At 69.8% G+C, this 19832-nt stretch carries 20 protein-coding genes; 5 read left to right on the top strand and 15 right to left on the bottom strand.

Annotated elements, in window-relative coordinates; genetic code table 11:
• From G401_RS0114270 to G401_RS0114240, 6 genes are all read right to left on the bottom strand, one after another.
• Nucleotides 1–1862, bottom strand: a 1862-nt coding sequence (locus tag G401_RS0114270; protein WP_034591688.1) for an ATP-dependent Clp protease ATP-binding subunit, incomplete at its 3' end; no start/stop codon positions are given.
• A gap of 350 nt (nucleotides 1863–2212) precedes the next feature.
• Entirely contained in the window at nucleotides 2213–2569 is a 357-nt protein-coding gene (locus G401_RS0114260; RefSeq protein WP_027343032.1) for a histone-like nucleoid-structuring protein Lsr2, read from the bottom strand.
• A gap of 738 nt (nucleotides 2570–3307) precedes the next feature.
• Entirely contained in the window at nucleotides 3308–4066 is a 759-nt protein-coding gene (locus G401_RS0114255; RefSeq protein WP_027343031.1) for a type III pantothenate kinase, read from the bottom strand.
• A gap of 2 nt (nucleotides 4067–4068) precedes the next feature.
• A complete protein-coding gene (gene nadC, locus G401_RS0114250; protein WP_027343030.1) occupies nucleotides 4069–4971 on the bottom strand; it encodes a carboxylating nicotinate-nucleotide diphosphorylase in 903 nt (300 codons plus the stop codon).
• The gene (locus G401_RS0114245; protein ID WP_027343029.1) at nucleotides 4968–6611 is read right to left on the bottom strand and encodes an L-aspartate oxidase; all 1644 of its coding nucleotides are present in this window, start codon (nucleotides 6609–6611) and stop codon (nucleotides 4968–4970) included. Before G401_RS0114245 ends, nadC begins: the two co-directional genes overlap by 4 nt.
• Nucleotides 6612–6677: 66 nt before the next feature.
• Entirely contained in the window at nucleotides 6678–7538 is an 861-nt protein-coding gene (locus G401_RS0114240; RefSeq protein ID WP_027343028.1) for a septum formation family protein, read from the bottom strand.
• Between the two features lie 110 nt (nucleotides 7539–7648).
• On the opposite strand from G401_RS0114240, the gene G401_RS0114235 reads away from it, so the two are divergent.
• Together G401_RS0114235 and G401_RS0114230 are read left to right on the top strand one after the other, a co-directional pair.
• Nucleotides 7649–9196: a DHA2 family efflux MFS transporter permease subunit gene (locus G401_RS0114235; RefSeq protein WP_051366633.1), complete on the top strand. Its 1548-nt coding sequence runs from the start codon at nucleotides 7649–7651 to the stop codon at nucleotides 9194–9196.
• The gene (locus G401_RS0114230) at nucleotides 9174–9755 is read left to right on the top strand and encodes an acyl-CoA-like ligand-binding transcription factor (RefSeq protein ID WP_169734184.1); all 582 of its coding nucleotides are present in this window, start codon (nucleotides 9174–9176) and stop codon (nucleotides 9753–9755) included. Before G401_RS0114235 ends, G401_RS0114230 begins: the two co-directional genes overlap by 23 nt.
• A gap of 3 nt (nucleotides 9756–9758) precedes the next feature.
• Here the strand turns inward: G401_RS0114230 and panD are convergent, their stop codons facing one another.
• The 8 genes from panD to paaA all read right to left on the bottom strand — a co-directional run bounded on the left by panD (nucleotide 9759) and on the right by paaA (nucleotide 15432).
• Complete coding sequence (gene panD, locus G401_RS0114225; RefSeq protein ID WP_027343025.1) at nucleotides 9759–10172, bottom strand: aspartate 1-decarboxylase; 414 nt, start codon at nucleotides 10170–10172, stop codon at nucleotides 9759–9761.
• 2 nt (nucleotides 10173–10174) lie between these two features.
• Nucleotides 10175–11008 carry a pantoate--beta-alanine ligase gene (gene panC / locus G401_RS0114220; RefSeq protein ID WP_027343024.1) on the bottom strand — a complete coding sequence of 278 codons (834 nt, stop codon included), beginning with the start codon at nucleotides 11006–11008 and terminating at the stop codon, nucleotides 10175–10177.
• Nucleotides 11005–11907 carry a Rossmann-like and DUF2520 domain-containing protein gene (locus tag G401_RS0114215; protein ID WP_051366632.1) on the bottom strand — a complete coding sequence of 301 codons (903 nt, stop codon included), beginning with the start codon at nucleotides 11905–11907 and terminating at the stop codon, nucleotides 11005–11007. The genes panC and G401_RS0114215 overlap by 4 nt, the downstream gene beginning before the upstream one ends.
• Nucleotides 11908–12019: 112 nt before the next feature.
• Nucleotides 12020–13042 carry a 2Fe-2S iron-sulfur cluster-binding protein gene (locus G401_RS0114210; protein WP_051366631.1) on the bottom strand — a complete coding sequence of 341 codons (1023 nt, stop codon included), beginning with the start codon at nucleotides 13040–13042 and terminating at the stop codon, nucleotides 12020–12022.
• Between the two features lie 5 nt (nucleotides 13043–13047).
• The gene (paaD, locus tag G401_RS0114205) at nucleotides 13048–13497 is read right to left on the bottom strand and encodes a 1,2-phenylacetyl-CoA epoxidase subunit PaaD (RefSeq protein ID WP_027343021.1); all 450 of its coding nucleotides are present in this window, start codon (nucleotides 13495–13497) and stop codon (nucleotides 13048–13050) included.
• Nucleotides 13491–14162, bottom strand: coding sequence for a 1,2-phenylacetyl-CoA epoxidase subunit PaaC (paaC, locus tag G401_RS0114200; protein ID WP_027343020.1), 672 nt, complete (start codon nucleotides 14160–14162; stop codon nucleotides 13491–13493). Before paaC ends, paaD begins: the two co-directional genes overlap by 7 nt.
• Complete coding sequence (gene paaB / locus G401_RS0114195; RefSeq protein ID WP_027343019.1) at nucleotides 14162–14434, bottom strand: 1,2-phenylacetyl-CoA epoxidase subunit PaaB; 273 nt, start codon at nucleotides 14432–14434, stop codon at nucleotides 14162–14164. The genes paaC and paaB overlap by 1 nt, the downstream gene beginning before the upstream one ends.
• Nucleotides 14431–15432, bottom strand: coding sequence for a 1,2-phenylacetyl-CoA epoxidase subunit PaaA (gene paaA / locus G401_RS0114190; protein WP_051366630.1), 1002 nt, complete (start codon nucleotides 15430–15432; stop codon nucleotides 14431–14433). Before paaA ends, paaB begins: the two co-directional genes overlap by 4 nt.
• A 194-nt stretch (nucleotides 15433–15626) precedes the next feature.
• On the opposite strand from paaA, the gene G401_RS0114185 reads away from it, so the two are divergent.
• The 3 genes from G401_RS0114185 to G401_RS0114175 all read left to right on the top strand — a co-directional run bounded on the left by G401_RS0114185 (nucleotide 15627) and on the right by G401_RS0114175 (nucleotide 18522).
• Nucleotides 15627–16574: a hypothetical protein gene (locus G401_RS0114185; protein WP_051366629.1), complete on the top strand. Its 948-nt coding sequence runs from the start codon at nucleotides 15627–15629 to the stop codon at nucleotides 16572–16574.
• Nucleotides 16574–17494 (top strand): serine hydrolase, encoded by a 921-nt coding sequence (locus G401_RS45645; protein ID WP_051366628.1) that lies wholly within the window; start codon nucleotides 16574–16576, stop codon nucleotides 17492–17494. The genes G401_RS0114185 and G401_RS45645 overlap by 1 nt, the downstream gene beginning before the upstream one ends.
• Before the next feature lie 71 nt (nucleotides 17495–17565).
• Complete coding sequence (locus tag G401_RS0114175; protein ID WP_034591543.1) at nucleotides 17566–18522, top strand: serine hydrolase; 957 nt, start codon at nucleotides 17566–17568, stop codon at nucleotides 18520–18522.
• Nucleotides 18523–18980: 458 nt separating this feature from the next.
• Here the strand turns inward: G401_RS0114175 and G401_RS0114170 are convergent, their stop codons facing one another.
• Complete coding sequence (locus tag G401_RS0114170; RefSeq protein WP_027343015.1) at nucleotides 18981–19826, bottom strand: menaquinone biosynthetic enzyme MqnA/MqnD family protein; 846 nt, start codon at nucleotides 19824–19826, stop codon at nucleotides 18981–18983.
• Nucleotides 19827–19832: the final 6 nt, after the last annotated feature.

The raw sequence follows: 19832 nt of genomic DNA, 5'->3' as shown, positions 1-19832 counted from the left end.
AGGACCACCGAGAACGGCCGCCGGCGCACCTTCTCCGTCAGCTGACCGCCCTCGTCGTAACCGACATACCCGGGCGGCGCGCCGACCAGACGCGAAACCGTGTACCGGTCGTGGAACTCGGACATGTCCAGCTGGATGAGCGCGTCCTCACTACCGAACAGGAACTCCGCCAAGGCCTTGCTCAGCTCCGTCTTACCGACACCCGAAGGACCGGCGAAGATGAACGAACCACTCGGACGCTTGGGATCCTTCAGACCCGCCCGCGTACGCCGGATGGCCTTGGACACCGCCTTGACCGCGTCGATCTGCCCGACGACCCGCTTGTGCAGCTCGTCCTCCATCCGCAGCAGCCGGGCGGTCTCCTCCTCGGTGAGCTTGTACACCGGGATACCGGTCCAGTTCGCCAGCACCTCGGCGATCTGCTCGTCGTCGACCTCGCTCACGACGTCGAGGTCGCCGGCCTTCCACTCCTTCTCCCGCTGCGCCTTCTGCTGCAGGAGCTGCTTCTCCTTGTCCCGCAGCTGAGCGGCGCGCTCGAAGTCCTGCGCGTCGATCGCCGACTCCTTGTCCCGGCGAACCTGAGCGATCTTCTCATCGAAGTCACGCAGATCCGGCGGCGCGGTCATCCGGCGGATACGCATCCGCGCACCGGCCTCGTCGATCAAGTCGATCGCCTTGTCCGGCAGGTAACGGTCGGAAATGTACCGGTCAGCCAGGTTCGCGGCAGCGACGAGAGCGGCGTCGGTGATCGTCACCCGGTGGTGCGCCTCGTAGCGGTCCCGCAGACCCTTCAGCATGTCTATCGTGTGGTCGACCGAGGGCTCGTCGACGTGTATGGGTTGGAAGCGTCGTTCGAGGGCGGCGTCCTTCTCGAGTTGCTTGCGGTACTCGTCCAGGGTGGTGGCGCCTATGGTCTGCAGCTCTCCTCGGGTCAGCATGGGCTTGAGGATGTTCGCGGCGTCGATCGCGCCCTCGGCGGCGCCCGCGCCGACCAGAGTGTGGATCTCGTCGATGAAGAGGATGATGTCGCCGCGCGTCCGGATCTCTTTGATCACTTTCTTGAGGCGCTCCTCGAAGTCACCGCGGTAGCGCGAGCCGGCCACGAGGGCACCCAGGTCAAGCGTGTAGAGCTGCTTGTCCTTGAGCGTCTCGGGCACCTCACCCTTCACGATCTTCTGGGCCAGGCCCTCGACGACGGTCGTCTTGCCGACGCCCGGCTCGCCGATGAGGACCGGGTTGTTCTTGGTCCGGCGGGAGAGCACCTGCATCACCCGCTCGATCTCCTTCTCCCGGCCGATCACGGGGTCGAGCTTGCCCTCCCGTGCCGACTGGGTCAGGTTGCGACCGAACTGGTCGAGCACGAGGCTCGTGCTCGGAGCGGTCTCGCCGGTGGCACCGGTGCCGGCGGCGGCCGGCTCCTTGCCCTGGTAGCCGGAGAGCAGCTGGATCACCTGCTGGCGGACCCGGTTGAGGTCGGCACCCAGCTTGACCAGGACCTGGGCGGCGACGCCCTCGCCCTCACGGATCAGCCCGAGCAGGATGTGCTCGGTGCCGATGTAGTTGTGGCCGAGCTGCAGTGCCTCGCGGAGGCTGAGCTCCAGCACCTTCTTGGCCCTGGGGGTGAAGGGGATGTGACCGCTGGGGGCCTGCTGGCCCTGGCCGATGATCTCCTCCACCTGCTGGCGGACGCCCTCCAGCGAGATGCCGAGACTCTCCAGCGCCTTCGCCGCGACGCCTTCACCTTCGTGGATCAGGCCGAGCAGGATGTGCTCGGTTCCGATGTAGTTGTGGTTGAGCATCCTGGCTTCTTCCTGGGCCAGGACCACCACCCGACGCGCTCGGTCGGTGAACCGCTCAAACATCTCCGAGCTCCTCACGTTTTCCGCGCTTCGCGGCTTTCTCATCACTCTATCGCTGACCACCGACATGACCGGGGCCCGCGAGCCGTCGTAAAGGTCACCGTTGCGTAAACGACCGGTCACCTTCCGTCTATGACAAAGCGGCCAGATCGGGGTATTCAGCCCCCTGGCCGCCGTTGCCACCGGCATATTGAGCCAACCTCACTCAACACGCAGGTGTTCCATGAAACCGCTCTTGTACGCGGACAGCGAAATCCTGCGCGTCCCCGCTCCCCTCCAGCCGCCGTCCAGCCGACCCCGAGCCGACGGCTGAGCACCTCGCCAGGCTGCTCACCCGCCCGCGGCGCCTCGGCTCACTTGCCGCCGGACTTGAGGTAGGCCTCGATGACCTTCTCCGGTACGCGGCCGCGCGGCTTGACCTTGTGGCCGGCGCCCGGCGCCCACTCGCGTACGCGGGCGTTGAACTCCTTCTGCTCGGCCGCGGCCGCGGCCCGGCGGGCCGGCGCGATCCGGGGCGTGGCGGCGGCCCGGCCGCTCACCTTGGTGCCCGCCTCGATGTACGGCTGCAGGATTTCCTTCAGCTTCGCATGGTTCGCGGGGGCCAGGTCGATTTCGTAGCTCACCCCGTCGAAGCCGAACTTGACCGGGCGGACGCCCTCTTCCGTGCCGTCGAGGTCATCCTTGTAGACGACGATCTGGTGCCTCGCCATTAGTTGCCTCCGTCGTTGTAACCATCCGACCGGTCACGCGACCGCCGCCTTGCCTGACGCCGTGTCCGCCGTCGTGCGATCCGCGTGCCGATGCGTGTGCCGATCCATGGCGCATTACCTGTACGTGTCGAGTGCAGCATAGCGAGAATGGACGCAGTGCGACCAATGGGCAGTGGATGAATTTATGAATTCGTCGCCGGCCGAATGCCATCGTCCCTTCCCGAGGCCCTCGTCAACGCAGTCCGTATTCGAACGCTCGCGCAAGGTGGCACATCGGCAGCCCGCAAGGCTCTCCCAGTTTGTGGGGGACCGTGTCGCCGGCCTTCCCGACGCTGCGTCCCGTGCTCCGGCGGGACTGTCCCGCGCGGTGTCGGCGTACGCGTGCCGCAGCGGCCGCCGGCCGGATCATTCGTTCCGCGCAATAAGACGGAGTGCCGGTCGGCCGCCGTTTGCCGAACGCGTACTGGCGGGGCGGCGGCAAACGGGCCGCGAAAAGGGACGCCGGCGATACGAGTGGTGTACGCGGGTCCTCGCCGAGTACGCATCCGGCGGCCGGGACTCGTCCCGGGGAATGGGAACGGCATTCCCTACCGCGCGCCTGGGTATTCCCTACGGGCGGACACGGATCGAGAGCCTCGCGAGACGGTGTGCAATGCGTTTCGCCGAATGGCGTACGCGCGCCGCGGCTTCCCGGCGTCGCACTGTATGCGCATGTGGACGCCGGGAAAACCTGCGAGTTCAGATGTTCCGCTCGAATATCATCCGCAATCCGATGAGCGTGATCATCGGCTCGTGATGCGTGATCGTGCGGCATTCGGCGACGACGACCGGGGCCAGTCCGCCGGTGGCGATGACCGCGGTGACCGGCCCCAGTTCTTCGATCATGCGCTCGACGATGCCGTCCACCTGGCCGGCGAAGCCGTACACCACCCCGGACTGCAGGCACTCGACGGTGTTCTTGCCGATCACCCGGGCCGGCTTGACCAGCTCCACCTTGCGCAGCTGGGCGGCCCGGGCGGCGAGTGCCTCGACCGAGATCTCGATCCCCGGCGCCAGTACGCCGCCCAGGAACTCGCCCCGGGCGCTGACGGCGTCGAAGTTGGTGGAGGTGCCGAAGTCCACCACGATCGCCGGCCCGCCGAAGAGGCTGAACGCGGCGAGCGTGTTCACCACGCGGTCGGCCCCGACCTCCTTGGGGTTGTCGATCGCGAGCTGCACGCCGGTCTTCACGCCGGGCTCGACGATGACCGTGGGGATGCCGCCGTAGTACCGGCCGAGCATGGTCCGCAGCGAGCGCAGGGACGCCGGCACGGTGGAGCAGGCCGCCACGCCGGTGATCTCGACGTTGTCCGCCGCCAGCAGGCCGCGGAACATCAGGCCCAGCTCGTCGGCGGTGTTGCGGGCGTCGGTCTTGACCCGCCACGAGTGGACGATCTTCTCGCCCTCGAAGGTGGCCAGGACGGTGTTGGTGTTGCCGATGTCGATGCAGAGCAGCACGGTCAGCCCCGAGGTCGCAGGTCCAATGCGATGTCCACGATAGGTGAGGAATGCGTCAGCGCGCCGACGCTGAGGTAGTCGACGCCGGTCTCGGCGTACGCGCGGGCCACGGAGAGGACCAGGTTGCCGGTCGCCTCCAGCTCGGCGCGGCCACCCACCGCCGTCACCACCTCGCGAAGCTGCTCCGGCGTCATGTTGTCGCAGAGCAGGAACGTCGCACCGGCCTCGACCGCTTCCACGGCCTCCGCGAGCACCTCCACCTCCACCTGCACGGTCAGGCCCGGGAAGGCCTCGCGTACACGGTGGTAGGCCTTCGTGATCGAGCCCGCCGCGAGCTTGTGGTTGTCCTTGATCATGGCCACGTCGTAGAGGCCCATGCGCTTGTTCGTGCCGCCGCCCGCGCGGACCGCGTACTTCTCCAGGATGCGCAGGCCCGGGGTCGTCTTGCGGGTGTCGAGCACGGTGGCCTTGGTGCCCTCCAGCTCGTCGGCCCACGCGCGCGTGTGGGTGGCGACGCCGGACATCCGGCTCAGCACGTTGAGCGCGGTGCGCTCGGCCATGAGCAGCACCCGGGTCGGTCCGCTCACCGTGGCGAGCACGTCGCCGCGGACCACGCGCTCGCCGTCGTGCTTCACAAGCTTGACGGACGTACGCGTACCGGAGCCGTCGTCCAGCGCCTCGACCTCTTCGAAGACGGTGGCGGCGACGGCGAGCCCGGCGACGACGCCCGGGGCGCGGGCGACGATGTCGGCGGTGTCGAACTGCTCGGCCGGGATGGTGGCCGCGCTGGTGACGTCGATCCACTCGGGACCGAGGTCCTCCAGCAGCGCGTTCAGCACGATCCGCTGCACGTCCGCGGGGTCGAGCCCCTGGGTGCGCAGGGCGGCGGCGGTCTGTTCCCTCACGGCAGCGGCTCCCAGTCCTCGGTGACGGTTCCGGCGTCGAGCCGGGCCAGCAGGTGTCCGCGCCAGGCGTCCTCGGCGGCCGGGAAGTCCTCGCGCCAGTGGCAGCCGCGCGTCTCCTCGCGCACCGTGGCCGCCCGGACGAGGGCCGAGGCGACGGTGATCAGGTTGGTCAGCTCCCAGCCGGCGTTGCCGCGGGCGGCCGGCACGGCGGCCAGCCGGTCGAGCGTGGCCTCGGCCTGGGCGAGCGACTCGGCGCTGCGCAGGATGCCGGCCCCCCGGGTCATCGCGGTCTGCAGGTCGGAACGCGCCTTGGCGTGGTCGTCGTCGGCGAGCGGCCCGGTCCCGGTCTCCTCGGGGAGCACGGGATCGGCCTGCGCCGGCAGGTCGCGGACGATGTCGGCGCCGATGCGCCGGCTGAAGACCAGCCCTTCGAGCAGCGAGTTCGAGGCCAGCCGGTTGGCACCGTGTACGCCGGTGCAGGCGACCTCGCCGCAGGCGTACAGGCCGGGGATCGAGGTGCGCCCGGACAGGTCGGTCCGGACCCCGCCGCTGGCATGGTGCGCGGCCGGTGAGACGGGGATCAGGTCGTGCGCGGGGTCCACCCCGGCCGCCAGGCAGTACGCCGTGATCGTCGGGAACCGCTCGGCCACCCGCTCGACGTGCCGCGCGTCCAGGTACACGTGTTCGGCCCCGGTGGCCAGCAGCTGCCGGTGGATGCCCTTGGCGACGACGTCGCGGGGCGCGAGTTCGGCCAGTTCGTGCTGGCCGACCATGAACCGCGTCCCGTGCGCGTCCACCAGGTACGCGCCCTCGCCCCGCAGCGCCTCGGAGACCAGCGGTTGCTGGGCGGCCCCGGTGTTGCGCAGGTACAGGGCGGTCGGGTGGAACTGGACGAACTCGACGTCGGTGACGGTCGCACCGGCGCGCAGCGCGAGCGCGACGCCGTCCCCGGTCGACACGACGGGGTTCGTGGTGGAGGCGAAGATCTGGCCCATGCCGCCGGTGGCCAGCACGACCGCACGGGCGAGGATGGCGCCGACGCCGTCGGGCCGGCCCTCGCCGAGCACGTGCAGCGTGATGCCGCAGGCCCGGCCGGTGGCGTCGCGCAGGAGGTCCAGCACGAGCGCGTGCTCGACCAGCCGGATCCACGGATCGCGGTGCACCGCCGTGTGCAGTGCCCGCTGCACCTCGGCACCGGTCGCGTCGCCGCCGGCGTGGACGATCCGGTTGGCGTGGTGGCCGCCCTCCCGGGTCAGCATCAAGGAGCCGTCGGCGTTGCGGTCGAAGTTCGTGCCCCAGCGGATCAGCTCGCGTACGCGCTCGGGACCCTCGGTGACGAGGACGTCCACGGCGGCCGGGTCGCAGATCCCGACCCCGGCCACCTTGGTGTCCTCGGCGTGCGCCTGCGGCGTGTCGAACGGATCGAGGACGGCCGCGATGCCGCCCTGCGCCCAGCGCGTCGACCCGTCATCGATGTTGACCTTGGTCACCACGGTGACGTGCAGCCCGGCCTCGCGCAGGTGCAGCGCGGTGGTCAGACCGGCGACGCCGGAACCGACGACGAGCACGTCGGTCTGTTCGACCCAGCCCGGTGCCGGTGCGGGCAGCCGCGTGGGCCGCCCGACCTGAGTTAACTCCATATGGACAGTGAACCGTTTTGCGGATGTTTCCACTACGGAAACGTTAGCGGCGTCACGCGGACTCGATCACGCGTAGTGGATCGGCAGCGCGCCCGCGCCGGCTCCCTTGATCGACTTCGTCTTCGTGTCCGGCGAGAACCAGGCATAGCAGCGTACGCGACGGTCGCCGCCGTTGAACTCGGTCACCGAGACCGGGTCCCAGAATTCGCCTACCCGGTAGCGCATGTCGCTCGAGTACTTCATCTTCGCGTACGCGGCGATCTGCTTGCGGCAGTTGGTGATCATCGTGTCGCGGTTGGCCGACTGGGCCTGCGAGCTGATCGCGATGCTGCCGACGTACTCCGCGTTGTGCTTGGAGGCGCAGGCGATCGGCTTGAGGTCGCCGCCGCTGGCGTAGTTGAAGCAGCCGAGGTGCACGGCGGAGCCGGGCTTGGCCAGCTCGCCCTTGAGGCTGCCGGTCCGCGCGACGTCGTCGCCGAAGACCTCTTCGAGCTCCGAGACCTCGCAGCGGTACCAGTGCGCGCCGCCCGACCAGGCCGCGTCGCTGGGGAAGGTGAGGCCGATCCAGACCCGGCCGTCGTGCCACTCGGCGCCGAGGAACTCGTTGACCTTGCCCTGGCACTCCTGGAACGCCTTGACCCGGTCGGCGCTGCCCGCGGCCGGCACGGAGGCGGTGGTGAGCTGCCCGACGAAGACCGTCTCGGTCTTGTGCGACTGGCCGCAGTCGATCGGGTTGTAGCTGCTCAGGTAGCCGGTCTCTTCGAACGAGGCGTGGCAGGTGCCGGCATCGGGGGTGAAACCCTGCGGCGCGGCGATCGGTGCCCAGCCGTCGGCGAGTTTCCCGTCGACTCCGGCCGGCAGCCCGCAACCCGCCGCCACGAACGCCACGGCGCCCAAGAGCGCCGCGGCCGAGATCCAACGCCGCATTCTGGTCCCTCCCCAAGGGTGTTAGGCAGGCCACCTTACGGCATGTGGTCAACCATCATGAACCCGACTCGCCTTGACATGATCTCTCTTTTGAGAGTTACTCTCAATTCATGGCTACTCTCACTTCACCCCCGAAGGACGGCGAACGCGTACGCGCGCGGTGGCTGATCCTGGCCGTCCTGGCACTGTCGGTGCTGGTCATCGGCCTCGACGGGACGATCCTCAACGTCGCGCTGCCCAACCTGTCGGCCGCCCTGGGCGCGGGCACCGACGACCTCCAATGGATCGTCGACTCGTACATGCTGGTCTTCGCGGTCGCGCTGCTGCCGGCCGGGCTGCTGGGCGACCGCTACGGCCGCAAGCGCTGGCTGCTCATCGGGCTCGTGCTGTTCGGCGCCGGGTCGGCCCTCGCCGCCACGACCGACAACGTCGCCCAGCTCATCGCGGCGCGTACGGTGATGGGCCTCGGCGGATCCCTGATCATGCCGCTGACCATGGGCGTCCTGCCGGTGATCTTCGATCGTGCCGAGCGGCCCAAGGCGATCGCGGTCTGGTCGGTCTGCGTCGCCCTCGGCCTGCCGCTCGGCCCGATCCTCGGCGGCTACCTGCTCGACCACTTCTGGTGGGGCTCGATCTTCCTGATCAACGTGCCCATCGTGATCATCGCCGTGATCCTGGGCGTGCTGCTGGTCCCCGAATCCCGTGCCGCCTCGACCGGACGCGTCGACCTGCTCGGAGCGGTGCTCTCCATGATCGGCCTGGGTGCCTTCGTCTACGGCGTCATCCAGGCCCCGCTCGACGGCTGGACGCACAGCCTGCCCTGGGTCGCCGGCGGGCTGCTCGCACTCGGCCTGTTCGCGTACTGGCAGACCCGGGTCCGCGATCCGCTGCTCGACGTCGGGCTGTTCGCCGACCGCAACTTCCTCTGGGGCTCGATCTCCGGCACCGTCGCCAGCTTCGGCATGCTCGGCCTGCTGTTCGTCATGCCGCAGTACCTGTTCGCCCGGTTCGGCTACGACGCGCTGGCGGTCGGCGTACGGCTGCTGCCGATGATCGCCGGGCTCGCGGTCGCGGCTCGGATCGCGGCCAAGCTGGCCCCGCGCTTCGGCAACCGGTCGCTGGTCGCCGCCGGGCTCGTCGTCATGGGGGCCGGCCTCGGCCTCGGCGCCGTCACGACCACCACCAGCACGTACGCGTGGGCGGCGCTCTGGTTCGTGGTCGTCGGCATCGGAGTCGGCCTGTCGCTGCCGACCGCCATGGACGCCGTGCTGCGTACGCTGCACCCGGCCAAGACCGGGGTCGGTTCGGCGGCGGTGCAGTCGATGCGGCAGGTCGGCGGGGCGCTCGGTGTGGCGGTGCTGGGCAGCGTCCTGTCCGGCGTGTACGCCCACCGCCTCGACACGGCCGGCCTGCTGGCTGCCCCGGCGGCGGCGGCGAAGGACTCGATCCTGGTCGCGCTGCGGATTCCTGGGCTGGCCGACGATGCGGTGCACGCCTTCGTGGCCGGGATGGACCGCGTACTGCTGACGAGTGCGGTGCTCACCGTGGTGGGCGGTGTCCTCGCGGCGCTCTTCCTGCCCGGCCGGGATGCGCCCGACCCCGCGGCGGCCGCCGGTGATGGCGCAGAATCGTCCCATGAGTACGCCGGGACTGCGTGAACGCAAGAAGGCCAGGACCCGCCAGGCGATCCAGGAGGCGGCGTACCGGCTGATCAAGGAGAACGGCTACGAGGCCACGACCGTCGACCAGATCGCGGCGGCGGCCGAGGTCTCGCCGGCCACGTTCTTCCGCTACTTCCCGACCAAGGAAGACACGATCATCCGCGACGAGTACGACCCGATCATGGTCGAGTCCTGGCGCAAGCACATGCGCGACGGCCGCTCGCCGATCGCGACGGCCCGGCTCGTGGTGGCCGAGACGCTCGGCCACATCTCACCGGCCGACCAGGAGCTGTTCCGCTGGCGTACCCGCCTCATGTACTCGGTGCCGGCCCTGCGCGCCCGGGTGTGGGACAACTTCTCCCAGACGCAGACGGTGTTCGCCGAGCTCATCGGCGAACAGCTGGGGCTGCCGGCGAACGACATCCGGGTGCTGGCCACCACCGGCGGCTTCATCGGCGCGCTGATCAGCGTCTTCGAGTACTGGTCGGACCGGCCCGAGCTCAGCGTCGCCGAGGTCATCGACACGACGCTGAGCGTCCTCGAACAGGGGATCTGAGGCTCACACCCGGCCGGACACGAGGTCGCCGACCATGCCCGGGACCGCCTCGGCCGGGTCGTCGCCCAGCTCGATGATCTCGTTGTCGGCGTTCACGTGCACGATCCGCGGCTGGTACGCCCGCGCCTCCACGTCGTCCATCTGCGCGTACGCGATGAGGATGACGATGTCGCCGGGGTGCACGAGGTGGGCCGCGGCGCCGTTGATCCCGATGATCCCGGTACCGGGCTCGCCCTCGATGACGTAGGTCTCCAGGCGGGCGCCGTTGGTGACGTCGACGATCGCGACCTTCTCGCCGGGCAGCAGGTCGGCCGCCTTGAGCAGGTTCGCGTCGATCGTGACGGAGCCGACGTAGTGCAGGTCGGCCTGGGTCACGACGGCCCGGTGGATCTTGGACTTGAGCATCGTACGCAGCATGTTCACACCTTGCCGAGAAGCCGGACGGGAGCGTTGTCGATCAGGCGGGTCGGACCCACCCGGGCGGCGATCAGCAGCCGGGCGTCGCCCGCCGCCGGGGCCGGCCCGAGGTCGGGCGACCGCAGTTCCAGGTAGTCGGCCTCGACGGGGGCGAGAGCAGCGCTCGCGGCGGCCGTCACGGCCGGTGCGTCGGCGCCCTCGGCGGCGGCGGCCTGCCCGGCCCGCAGCGCCGCCGACAGGTGCAGCCCGAGCACCCGCTGGTCGTCGTCGAGGTAGCGGTTGCGGCTGGACAGCGCCAGGCCGTCAGGCTCGCGGACGGTCGGGACGCCGACGATCTCCACGTCGAGATCGAGGTCGCGGACCATCGCCTTGATCAGGGTGAGCTGCTGGAAGTCCTTCTCGCCGAAGTACGCGACGTCGGCGCCGGTCAGGCAGAGCAGCTTGTGCACGACGGTCAGCACGCCGGCGAAGTGGCCGGGGCGTACGGCACCTTCGAGCAGGTCGCCGAGCGGACCCGGGTCGACGCGGACGCCGGGCTCGCCGCCCGGGTACATGACCTCGGGGTCGGGAGTGAAGACGACGTCCACACCCTCGCGCTCGCAGACCTGGAGATCGGCGGCGAGCGTACGCGGATATCGGGTGAAGTCCTCGTTCGGCCCGAACTGCAACGGGTTCACGAAGATCGTCGCGAGCACGACGTCGGCGTTCTTACGCGCCTCGCGCAGCAGCGTGGCGTGCCCTTCGTGCAGCGCGCCCATGGTCATGACGACGCCGACCCGGCCGGTCGCCGCCGAGCGCGCCGCGGCCAGGTCGGCGCGGTTGTCCACGATCCTCATGAGTGAACAGTCTCCGGCCGGCCGGCGAGAACATCGAGCAGCGACTCGGCATCCGTGGGCCGCAGCCGGCCGACGGCGATCGCGCGGTCGGCGCTGCGCCGGGCCAGCGCCAGGTACGCCGGCACGGAGTCCGGCTGGACGCGGCCGAGGACCGCGACGTGCTTGGCGACCGTGCCCGCGTCGCCTCGCGAGACCGGCCCGGTGAGGGCGGCGTCGCCGGTGACGAGGGCGTTGTCGAGGGCGGCCCGCAGCAGCGGGGCCAGCACCTTCTCGGGCTGGGTGACGCCGGCCGCGCGGAGCATGTCGGCGGCCTCGTTCACGAGCGTGACCAGGTGGTTCGCCCCGTGCGCGAGGGCCGCGTGATACAGCGGCCGGTCCGGCTCGTCGATCCACTCCAGCTGCCCGCCGAGGTCGTCCACGAGATCGTGGGCGATGAGGGCCAGATCCGGCGGCGCGGTCACGCCGAACGAGATGCCTTCCTTGAGCCGGGCGAGATCGGTCTCGGTGCCGGTGAAGGTCATGGCGGGGTGCAGCGCGAGCGGGCGGGCGCCGACGGCGCGGGCCGGTTCGAGCACCGCCAGCCCGTGCGCGCCCGAGGTGTGCGCGACGACCTGCCCGGGGTGCAGGGCACCGACCTGGGCAAGTCCGGCCACCACGGCGGCCAGCGCGTCGTCCGGCACGGCGATGATCAGGAGATCCGCGGCGGCCCGCGCGACCTGGTCGGCGGGGATGTTCTCGGCCTGCGGAAGAAGGGTGGCGATCCGGTGCTTGGCGGCCGCGGATACGCCGGAGGCGGCGACGACGTGGTGCCCGGCGGCGGCGAGGGCCGCGCCCAGCACCGCTCCGACCCGGCCGGCCCCGATGACGCCGACGGTCCAACCACGCAACTCTGCGCTCATGTCCACGATCCAGTCCTCGAAGGTGGGGTACCGGTCCCGTCCAGTATCGCTACCCCATATGCCCCTTGGACAAGCGGTTGTGAACGGATTCACCCCACCGTGATCTTGATTCTCAGGCGTCGTAGTCGATGACGATCCTCGATGAGGACGGCTGTGACTGGCAGGTCAGGACATACCCCGCGGCGGTCTCGGCCGGGTCGAGCGCCCAGTTCGCAGCCATGGTCACCGATCCCGCGAGCACCTTGGCCCGGCACGTCGAGCAGACCCCGCCGCGGCACGCGTACGGGAGCTCGGTTCGGTGCCGCAGCGCGGCGTCGAGTACGCGTTCCCCGGCCGACATGGAGAACGTCGTCGCCCGGCCGTCGAGCACGAGTTCGACCTCCACCTCACCGGCGTCCTCCTCGGCGGGGGGTGCGGTGGGCGGCGTACCGACGTGGAACAGCTCGACGTGCACGGTAGCGCCGGTGGCGGCGACGACCGGCCGGGCTCCCTCGACCATGCCCAGCGGCCCGCACAGGAACCATTCGTCCACCGGGCCGACGAGCGGCAGCAGGTCGGCGACCAGCGCCGGAGTCAGCCGGCCGTGCAGCGAGGCCGACGCCTCCCGGGAGAGCACGTGCACGATGTGCAGCCGGGCCCCGAACCGGTCCTTGAGGTCGGCCAGCTCGTCCACGCCGAAGGCGCTCGCCGAGGAGCGATTGCCGCAGATGACGGCGAAGGTGCTGGCCGGCTCGACCGAGAGCGCGGTCGCGACCAGGGACAGCACGGGCGTGATCCCCGAACCCGCGACCACCGCGCCGTAGCGGCGGGCCCGATCCGGGGTGAGGTCGGTGGTGAACCGGCCCAGTGGCGGCAGCGCTGCCACGGTGTCGCCCGGCCGCAGCCCTTCAGCGATCTTGGAGAACTCCCCCGCCGGCAGCAGCCGTACGCCCACCCGCAGGCGACCGCGCTCGGCCAGCTCCGCCGGCGTGGAGCAGATCGAATAGGACCGGCGCAGCCCGGCGTCGAGGGTCACGTGCTGACCGGGGCGGAACGCGAACCGCTCCCGCTGCCCGTCCGGCACCGCAAAAGTGATCATGAGACCGTCGTCGGACAGTGCGTCGACCGCGTCGACCGTCAGGTTCTCGAACTTCATCTGGATCAGAACTTCCTGACGTGGTCGAACGGCTCCTGGCACTCCCGGCAGCGCCACAGCGACTGGCAGGCCGTCGCGCCGAACCGGCTGATCTGCTCGGTCCGCCCCGACCCGCACCGCGGGCACAGCGGCGGGATCGTGAGCAGCCGCGTCGGCGGGGCGATCCCGGCACCGGCCAGCGCCACCCGGCCCGCCTCCGTGATCATGTCGGTGCTCCACGGCGGGCTCAGCACGGTCACGATCTCCACGTCGGCGTACCCGGCGTCGGACAGCGCCGAACGCACGTCCGCGCGGATCGCATCCATCGCAGGGCAGCCCGCGTACGTGGGGGTGAGCTCTACGCGTACCCGATGATGATCTTCATGAACCGCGCGGAGCACGCCGAGGTCGGCGATGGTGATCACGCGCAGCTCGGGATCCACCACCGCGGCGGCCGCGGCGAGCGCGGTCACCATCGGGCCCCCGGGTGGGCACGGTGCAGGACCTGCATCTCGGCGAGGACGTAGCTCAGGTGCTCGGTGTGCCGGCCGGCGCGGCCGCCGTCGCGCACCGGGCCGTCCGCGGGCCGCGGCAGGGTGGCGCGGGCCAGGACCGGCTCGATCACCGCGAGCCAGGCGGCGCGGTCGGCGCACAGATCATGGGTGTACGCCCAGAGCCCCGCGACGGCGCCGGCCATGCGCTCGTGCGACGCGGCGGTGCCGTCGCCGAGCCGGACCGTCCAGAGCGTCGCGTGATCGAGGTGGTACGCGGATTCCTTCACCGTCTTGGCCGCGATCTCGCCCAGCGGGCCCCCCGCGGCGGCGAGCCGTTCGTAGGTCTGCACCTGGGCGGCGGACAGGAACAGCAGCTTGGCGATGGTCCAGCCGAAGTCGAGATCGTTGCGGGCCGGGCCGTTCGGCAGTTCGACCAGCTGGCAGTTGCGGAAATCGAGATCATCCCGCCCGTACGCGAGCTCGTCCTCGTCGCCGGCGGCGGCGAGGAACAGCCGGGCCGCGCCGAGCTGGTCGAGGGCGATGTTGGCCAGGGCCACGTCCTCTTCCATGGTGGGAGCGCGCGACGCCCACTCGGCGAGCCGCTGCGCGGCGATCAGGGCGTCGTCGCCCAGCGCGAGTGCGTCCATCACAGGTGCGGCGCTCCCTCGGGGACCTCGTAGAACGTGGGATAGCGGTAGATCTTGTCGGCGGCCGGGTCGAAGAACGGATCCTTCTCGTCCGGGCTGGTCGCGGTGATCTCGACGGCCGGCACGACCCAGATCGAGACGCCCTCCTGCCGGCGGGTGTAGACGTCGCGGGCGTTGCGCAGCGCGGTCTCGGCGTCCTCGGCGTGGACGCTGCCCGCGTGCGTGTGCGACAGGCCCCGGCGCGGCCGGATGAAGACTTCCCAGAGCGTCACTGCTTCTCCCTCTTGGCGGCGTACGCGGCGGCGGCGTCGCGTACCCAGGCACCGTCGGCGTGCGCCCGGCGGCGGTGGTCCATACGCTGGGCGTTGCACGGGCCGTCGCCCTTGACCACGCGCATCAGCTCGCCGAAGTCCGGCTGGGTGAAGTCGTGCTGCCCGCGTTCGGCGTTCCACCGCAGGTCCGGGTCGGGAAGCGTCAGCCCGAGCACCTCCGCCTGCGGTACGCACATGTCGACGAACCGCTGGCGCAGTTCGTCGTTGGAGTGGCGCTTGATCTTCCAGGCCATGGAGGCGGCCGAGTGCGTCGACTCCGTGTCCGGCGGGCCGAACATCGCCAGCGACGGGTACCACCAGCGGTCGACGGATTCCTGCGCCATCCGGTGCTGGGCCTCGGTGCCGTGGCTCAGCGTGTGCAGGATCTCGTAACCCTGCCGCTGGTGGAACGACTCCTCCTTGCAGATCCGGATCATGGCGCGCGCGTAGGGGCCGTAGGAGCAGCGGCAGAGCGGGACCTGGTTCACGATGGCGGCGCCGTCCACGAGCCAGCCGATCGCGCCGACGTCCGCCCAGCTCAGGGTCGGGTAGTTGAAGATCGAGCTGTACTTCTGGCGGCCCGAGATCAGCGCGTCGACCAGTTCCTCGCGGGTCACACCGAGGGTCTCGGCGGCGGCGTACAGGTACAGGCCGTGCCCGGCCTCGTCCTGCACCTTGGCCATGAGGATGGCCTTGCGCTTGAGCGACGGCGCCCGTGTGATCCAGTTCCCCTCGGGCTGCATCCCGATGATCTCGGAGTGCGCGTGCTGCGCGATCTGCCGGATGAGGCCCTTGCGGTAGTCGTCGGGCATCCAGTCGCGCGGCTCGACCTTCTGGTCGGCCGCGATCACCGCGTCGAAGTACGCCTGCGAGTCGTCGTGACGCTCCACGGCCGTCGCGGCCGCCGCGATCATCTCGGCCTCGGCCTGCGCCACCTCGTCCAGCAGTCCCTCACCCATGGTTTCAGTGTTACAGCCAGTGTCACTACCGGGCAAGTTCTGTCACACATTCCGAGACGGTTCCGATGCACGGCGTAGCCGAGGTGAAGGAGAGTCGCTAGAGTTCGACGGGCGTCCCCGCGACCCCCCGTCGCCTGCGTCGCCGCACGTCACAGCAGTTACCCCCAGCTGAACACCCCCGGAGTCCCCCTCATATGGCCAGCCGTAGAGCGCCGATAGCCGTGGCCGCCCTCAGCGTCCTTCTGGGCGTCGGGCTGCTGGGCACCGCCGTGTACGCCAAGGCCCGCCCGCGGTCGAACACCTCCGCGCAGGCGGCCGGCAACGGTCAGGCGTCCGTGAAGACCTCGCCGTCCCCGACCCCACCGCCGCCGCCCCCGCCGCCGACGCTCAAGGAGACCAAGCAGGTCTCGGTGAGCATGGCGAAGGGCGGCTTCTTCGCGTGGGCGCTGATGAACCGCAAGACGGGTGACATCACCGGCTCGGACAACGACGAGGCCGCCAAGAACACGACCGAGTCGATGGTCAAGGCGTGGCTGGTCTCCGACTATCTGCGCCGGCAGGCCGAGGCGGGCAAGACGCCCACCCAGACCGCCCTCAACTACGCGTCGACGGCCATCCGCGACAGCAACGACAACTCGGCGCAGTGGCTGTACAAGCAGAACGGCGGCAACGCCTCGATCCAGCGCCTGATCAAGACCTGCAGGCTCGCCGACAAGCCGGTGATCAAGAGCGGCTGGTGGAGCATGACGCAGATCACCGCCGCCGACGCCGTACGCATGGGCGACTGCATCGGCGACGGCACCGCGGCCGGTCCGAAGTGGACGGCGTACGTGCTGAACGAGATGGAGCACGTGCGGGGCACGACGGCCGCCAAGGACCAGCACGCCAAGACCGGCGGCGGCCACTGGGGGATCATCGACGGCCTGCCCGCCGTCCTGCAGCAGGGGACCAGCATCAAGAACGGCTGGACGCTCATCTTCGCCGACGGCCTGTGGCACATCAACTGCCTGGCCATCCACTCCGACTGGGTGCTCGCCGTGCAGATGCGGTTCCCGGGGAAGCTGGGGCTCGCGTACGGGGCCGGCGTCTGCAAGAGCGTGGCGCAGCAACTCGTCTACCAACCCACCACGGCGGAGGGCTGATGTCCCGCAAGAAGTCCTCCTCACGACTCCTGATCTTCGTCGCGGTGCTGGCCATCGCCGGCGGTGTGGCCGCGTTCGTGGCGGCGTTCCCCAAGCACACGACGACCCCGACCGCCGCCGGCACCGGTTCCGGCACGGAGCCGACCAAGGCGACGGGTGACGACCTCCCGGCCTCGCCCAGCGCGCCGGCCACGCCGAAGGACATGTCGGACCTGCTCGTCGGGCCGCACGACGTGAACCTGAAGATCAACGGCTGGTACGGCTGGGCGCTGATGGACACGCGTACCGGCAAGATCTACGGGTCGTCGGACATGCACAAGACGCAGAAGACCGCGTCCATGATCAAGGCGTGGATCGCCGCCGACGTTCTGCGTACGCAGGCCGAACAGGGCAAGACGCCGAGCGACTACCTGCTCGGCCGGGTGACGGTCATGGTGCAGCACAGCGACAACAACGCTGCCGTCGAGCTGTTCAAGCTGGTGAGCAACGGGGCGTCGACCAGGCGCATGATCTCGCTCTGCGACATGAAGGACTCCAAGTCCGACGACAACTGGAGCAACACGCTCGTCTCGCCGTACGACATCGTGAAGCTGGGCAAGTGCATCGCGGACGGGCGCGCGGCCGGTCCGAAGTGGACGCAGTGGCTGCTGACCACGATGCGCGGCGTCAACGGCGGCCTCACCTACGGCGACTTCGGCATCCGCAAGGCGTTCCCGGACGACGTGGCCAAGACCGTCGCCATCAAGAACGGCTGGATCGACCGGCAGGCCACCCAGACCTTCACGGTCAACTGCCTGGCCATCGGCGACCACTGGACGATGGGCGTCATGACCAACTCTCCGCTGAGCTTCAGCCACGACGACACCTACGGGGCGAACGTCTGCAAGCAGGTCGCCGCGGCCCTCCTCAACAAGCCTTAGCGGGGGTCGGAAGCATCGAGCGGAGACCAGTAAAGTGCGCCTGACCCCCGTCGTTTTGGAGTAGACCCCTCATGGCTCGCAGACGTAAGTCCCGCTCGCGCGCGCCGATCCTGGTCGCCGTGCTCAGCGTGCTGCTGGGCGTCGGCCTGCTCGGCGTGGCGGTCTACGCCAAGCTCGGCTCGTCGCCGCTGAGCACGCTCGGGTCGCCGAGCGGGCCGTCCCCCTCGCCTTCGCCGCCCCCACCACCGCCGCCGACCCTCAAGTCCGGACCGGTCAGCCAGGCCACACCCCCGGGCGGCTTCTTCGCGTGGGCCTTCTACGACCGGCGTACCGACGAGATGACGGGATCCGCGAACAGCGATTCGGGCACCAACAGCGTCGAGTCGATGATCAAGGCATGGATGGCGGCCGACTACCTCAAACGGCACGACACCCTCACCGCCGCCGCGAAGACGCACATCTCCGGGGCCATCCGCAACAGCAACAACAGCGACGCGACCTGGCTGTACAAGCAGAACGGCGGCAAGACCGGGCTCACCCGGCTGGTGGCCACCTGCGGGCTGAAGCACATGAAGCAGTCGACGCAGGGCTGGGCGTACACGACGATGACCGCCCAGGACGCCGCGCGCATGGGCGCCTGCATCGGCGACGGCACGGCCGCCGGTCCGCAGTGGACGGACTACCTGCTCGACGAGATGAAGCACGTCCAGGGGCCGGTGACCGACAACAAGATCAACGGCCTGACCGGCGGCGGCCACTGGGGGATCATCGACGGGCTCGTGCCCGAGGTGGCCGAGCAGACCAGCATCAAGAACGGCTGGACGATGCTCTACGCCGACTTCCTCTGGCATGTCAACTGCCTGGCGATCAACCCGGACTGGGTGCTCGCCGTCCAGGTCCGCTACAAGTACAACCAGACGGCCGAGAAGCAGGCGCCGATCACGGCCGCGAACATCTGCAAGTCGGTCGCCCGGCAGTTGTCCTTCCCCAAGGCCAGCCCGTCCCCGTCGGTGAACCCCTCCGCATAGCGGGACTTCAAGACCGCCAGGGCGATCGCTTATGGCTGAGGTGTGAATATGCCCGTCGTTCCCACATCGCTGGCGGCGGCTGGCGGCGGAGTGGCTCAGTCGTGATCCACAGCAGTTGAGATGTAAAAAACGCACCCTCGCCCAAGATCCAAAGCGCCTCAGAAGCAGGAAACCAGCCCACAGCTACGCCCCAACCGCAATGGATCGAGGGAGCAGGCCCGAAAACTACATCCCAGCCGCAAACGATCACCGACGAGCCAGCCTCGCCCAACCCCATATCGGACAGTCGCGACAAAGGTCTGGGCGAAGGGGTCAACGGTGACCGGGCGATGGCGAAGGATGCTTCGCCCACTCAGGTGGCAGTGGAGGCGCCCCGCGCCGGAACGGTCTCCCGCGCGAGGAGCGGAGGTGAGATCGACGAACCCGGGAAATAAGGATCTTGATCTATTCCTCAAGCGCTAGACCTCGAGGAAGGTCGGGCCGGATTCGAGGACGGGGGCCGCGCCTGCCTGGGCCGCGCGGCGGGCGAACTCCCGGATGCCCTCCACCTGCCGGGCGCCGAGGGAGAAGTCGAGCGTCCGGAAGTAGCCGGCGAGGGTGGCCGCGTCGAACGGTTCCCAGCGGGCGGCCGACTCCGCCACCACGTCCAGTTCGGCGAGGGACAGGTCGCGCGAGCGCAGGAACGCCTGGTGCACGTCCTTGACCAGGCCGGGGTGCTCCTCGACGAATTCGCGGCGGGCAGCCCAGACGGCGAAGACCATCGGCAGCCCGGTCCACTCCTTCCATTGCGCGCCCAGGTCGGTGACGGTCAGCCCGCGCTGGGGCGCCTCGTGCAGCGCGCGCAGGGCCACGTCCCCGATCAGTACGCCGGCCGGCGCCTCCAGCAGCATCTCGGTGAGGTCTGGTTCGCTGCGGAAGTAGGTGGGGTGCACGGCGTACCGCTGTTCGAGCAGGAGCTGGGCGAGCAGCACCCCGGTACGCGACGTCGACCCGAGCGCGACCCGCTTGCCGTCCAGGTCGGGCAGGTCCACGGTCGAGACGATGTTGACGCTGAGCACCGGGCCGTCCGAGCCGACCGCCAATTCGGGCAGGACGACGAGCTCGTCGGCGTGCCGCAGGTACTCGACCAGGGAGATCGGTCCGATGTCGAGATCGCCGGCGATCAGCGCGGAGTTGAGCCGGTCGGGGGAATCCTTGACCAGCTCGACGTCGATCAGCGAGCCCGTACGCATCAGTCCCCAGTACAGGGGAAGGCAGTTCAGGAATTGGATGTGGCCCACCCGGGGTCGCCGGATCATGCTCATGTGCCC

Origin of the sequence: Hamadaea tsunoensis DSM 44101, assembly GCF_000428945.1 — a bacterium.
Taxonomy (GTDB): Bacteria; Actinomycetota; Actinomycetes; order Mycobacteriales; family Micromonosporaceae; genus Hamadaea; species Hamadaea tsunoensis.
This window is presented reverse-complemented; position numbering and strand designations above follow the sequence as displayed.

What these genes read in the sequence shown, in the direction of transcription:
- paaA (WP_051366630.1), bottom strand. Translation starts at nt 15,432, where the DNA reads ATGGGTGAGGGACTGCTGGACGAGGTGGCGCAGGCCGAGGCCGAGATG.
- paaC (WP_027343020.1), bottom strand. Translation starts at nt 14,162, where the DNA reads ATGGACGCACTCGCGCTGGGCGACGACGCCCTGATCGCCGCGCAGCGG.
- G401_RS0114235 (WP_051366633.1), top strand. Translation starts at nt 7,649, where the DNA reads ATGGCTACTCTCACTTCACCCCCGAAGGACGGCGAACGCGTACGCGCG.
- G401_RS0114230 (WP_169734184.1), top strand. Translation starts at nt 9,174, where the DNA reads ATGAGTACGCCGGGACTGCGTGAACGCAAGAAGGCCAGGACCCGCCAG.
- G401_RS0114175 (WP_034591543.1), top strand. Translation starts at nt 17,566, where the DNA reads ATGGCTCGCAGACGTAAGTCCCGCTCGCGCGCGCCGATCCTGGTCGCC.
- G401_RS45645 (WP_051366628.1), top strand. Translation starts at nt 16,574, where the DNA reads ATGTCCCGCAAGAAGTCCTCCTCACGACTCCTGATCTTCGTCGCGGTG.
- paaD (WP_027343021.1), bottom strand. Translation starts at nt 13,497, where the DNA reads ATGGTGACCGCGCTCGCCGCGGCCGCCGCGGTGGTGGATCCCGAGCTG.
- G401_RS0114260 (WP_027343032.1), bottom strand. Translation starts at nt 2,569, where the DNA reads ATGGCGAGGCACCAGATCGTCGTCTACAAGGATGACCTCGACGGCACG.
- G401_RS0114185 (WP_051366629.1), top strand. Translation starts at nt 15,627, where the DNA reads ATGGCCAGCCGTAGAGCGCCGATAGCCGTGGCCGCCCTCAGCGTCCTT.
- panD (WP_027343025.1), bottom strand. Translation starts at nt 10,172, where the DNA reads ATGCTGCGTACGATGCTCAAGTCCAAGATCCACCGGGCCGTCGTGACC.
- panC (WP_027343024.1), bottom strand. Translation starts at nt 11,008, where the DNA reads ATGAGGATCGTGGACAACCGCGCCGACCTGGCCGCGGCGCGCTCGGCG.
- G401_RS0114215 (WP_051366632.1), bottom strand. Translation starts at nt 11,907, where the DNA reads ATGAGCGCAGAGTTGCGTGGTTGGACCGTCGGCGTCATCGGGGCCGGC.
- G401_RS0114210 (WP_051366631.1), bottom strand. Translation starts at nt 13,042, where the DNA reads ATGAAGTTCGAGAACCTGACGGTCGACGCGGTCGACGCACTGTCCGAC.
- G401_RS0114170 (WP_027343015.1), bottom strand. Translation starts at nt 19,826, where the DNA reads ATGAGCATGATCCGGCGACCCCGGGTGGGCCACATCCAATTCCTGAAC.
- G401_RS0114240 (WP_027343028.1), bottom strand. Translation starts at nt 7,538, where the DNA reads ATGCGGCGTTGGATCTCGGCCGCGGCGCTCTTGGGCGCCGTGGCGTTC.
- G401_RS0114245 (WP_027343029.1), bottom strand. Translation starts at nt 6,611, where the DNA reads ATGGAGTTAACTCAGGTCGGGCGGCCCACGCGGCTGCCCGCACCGGCA.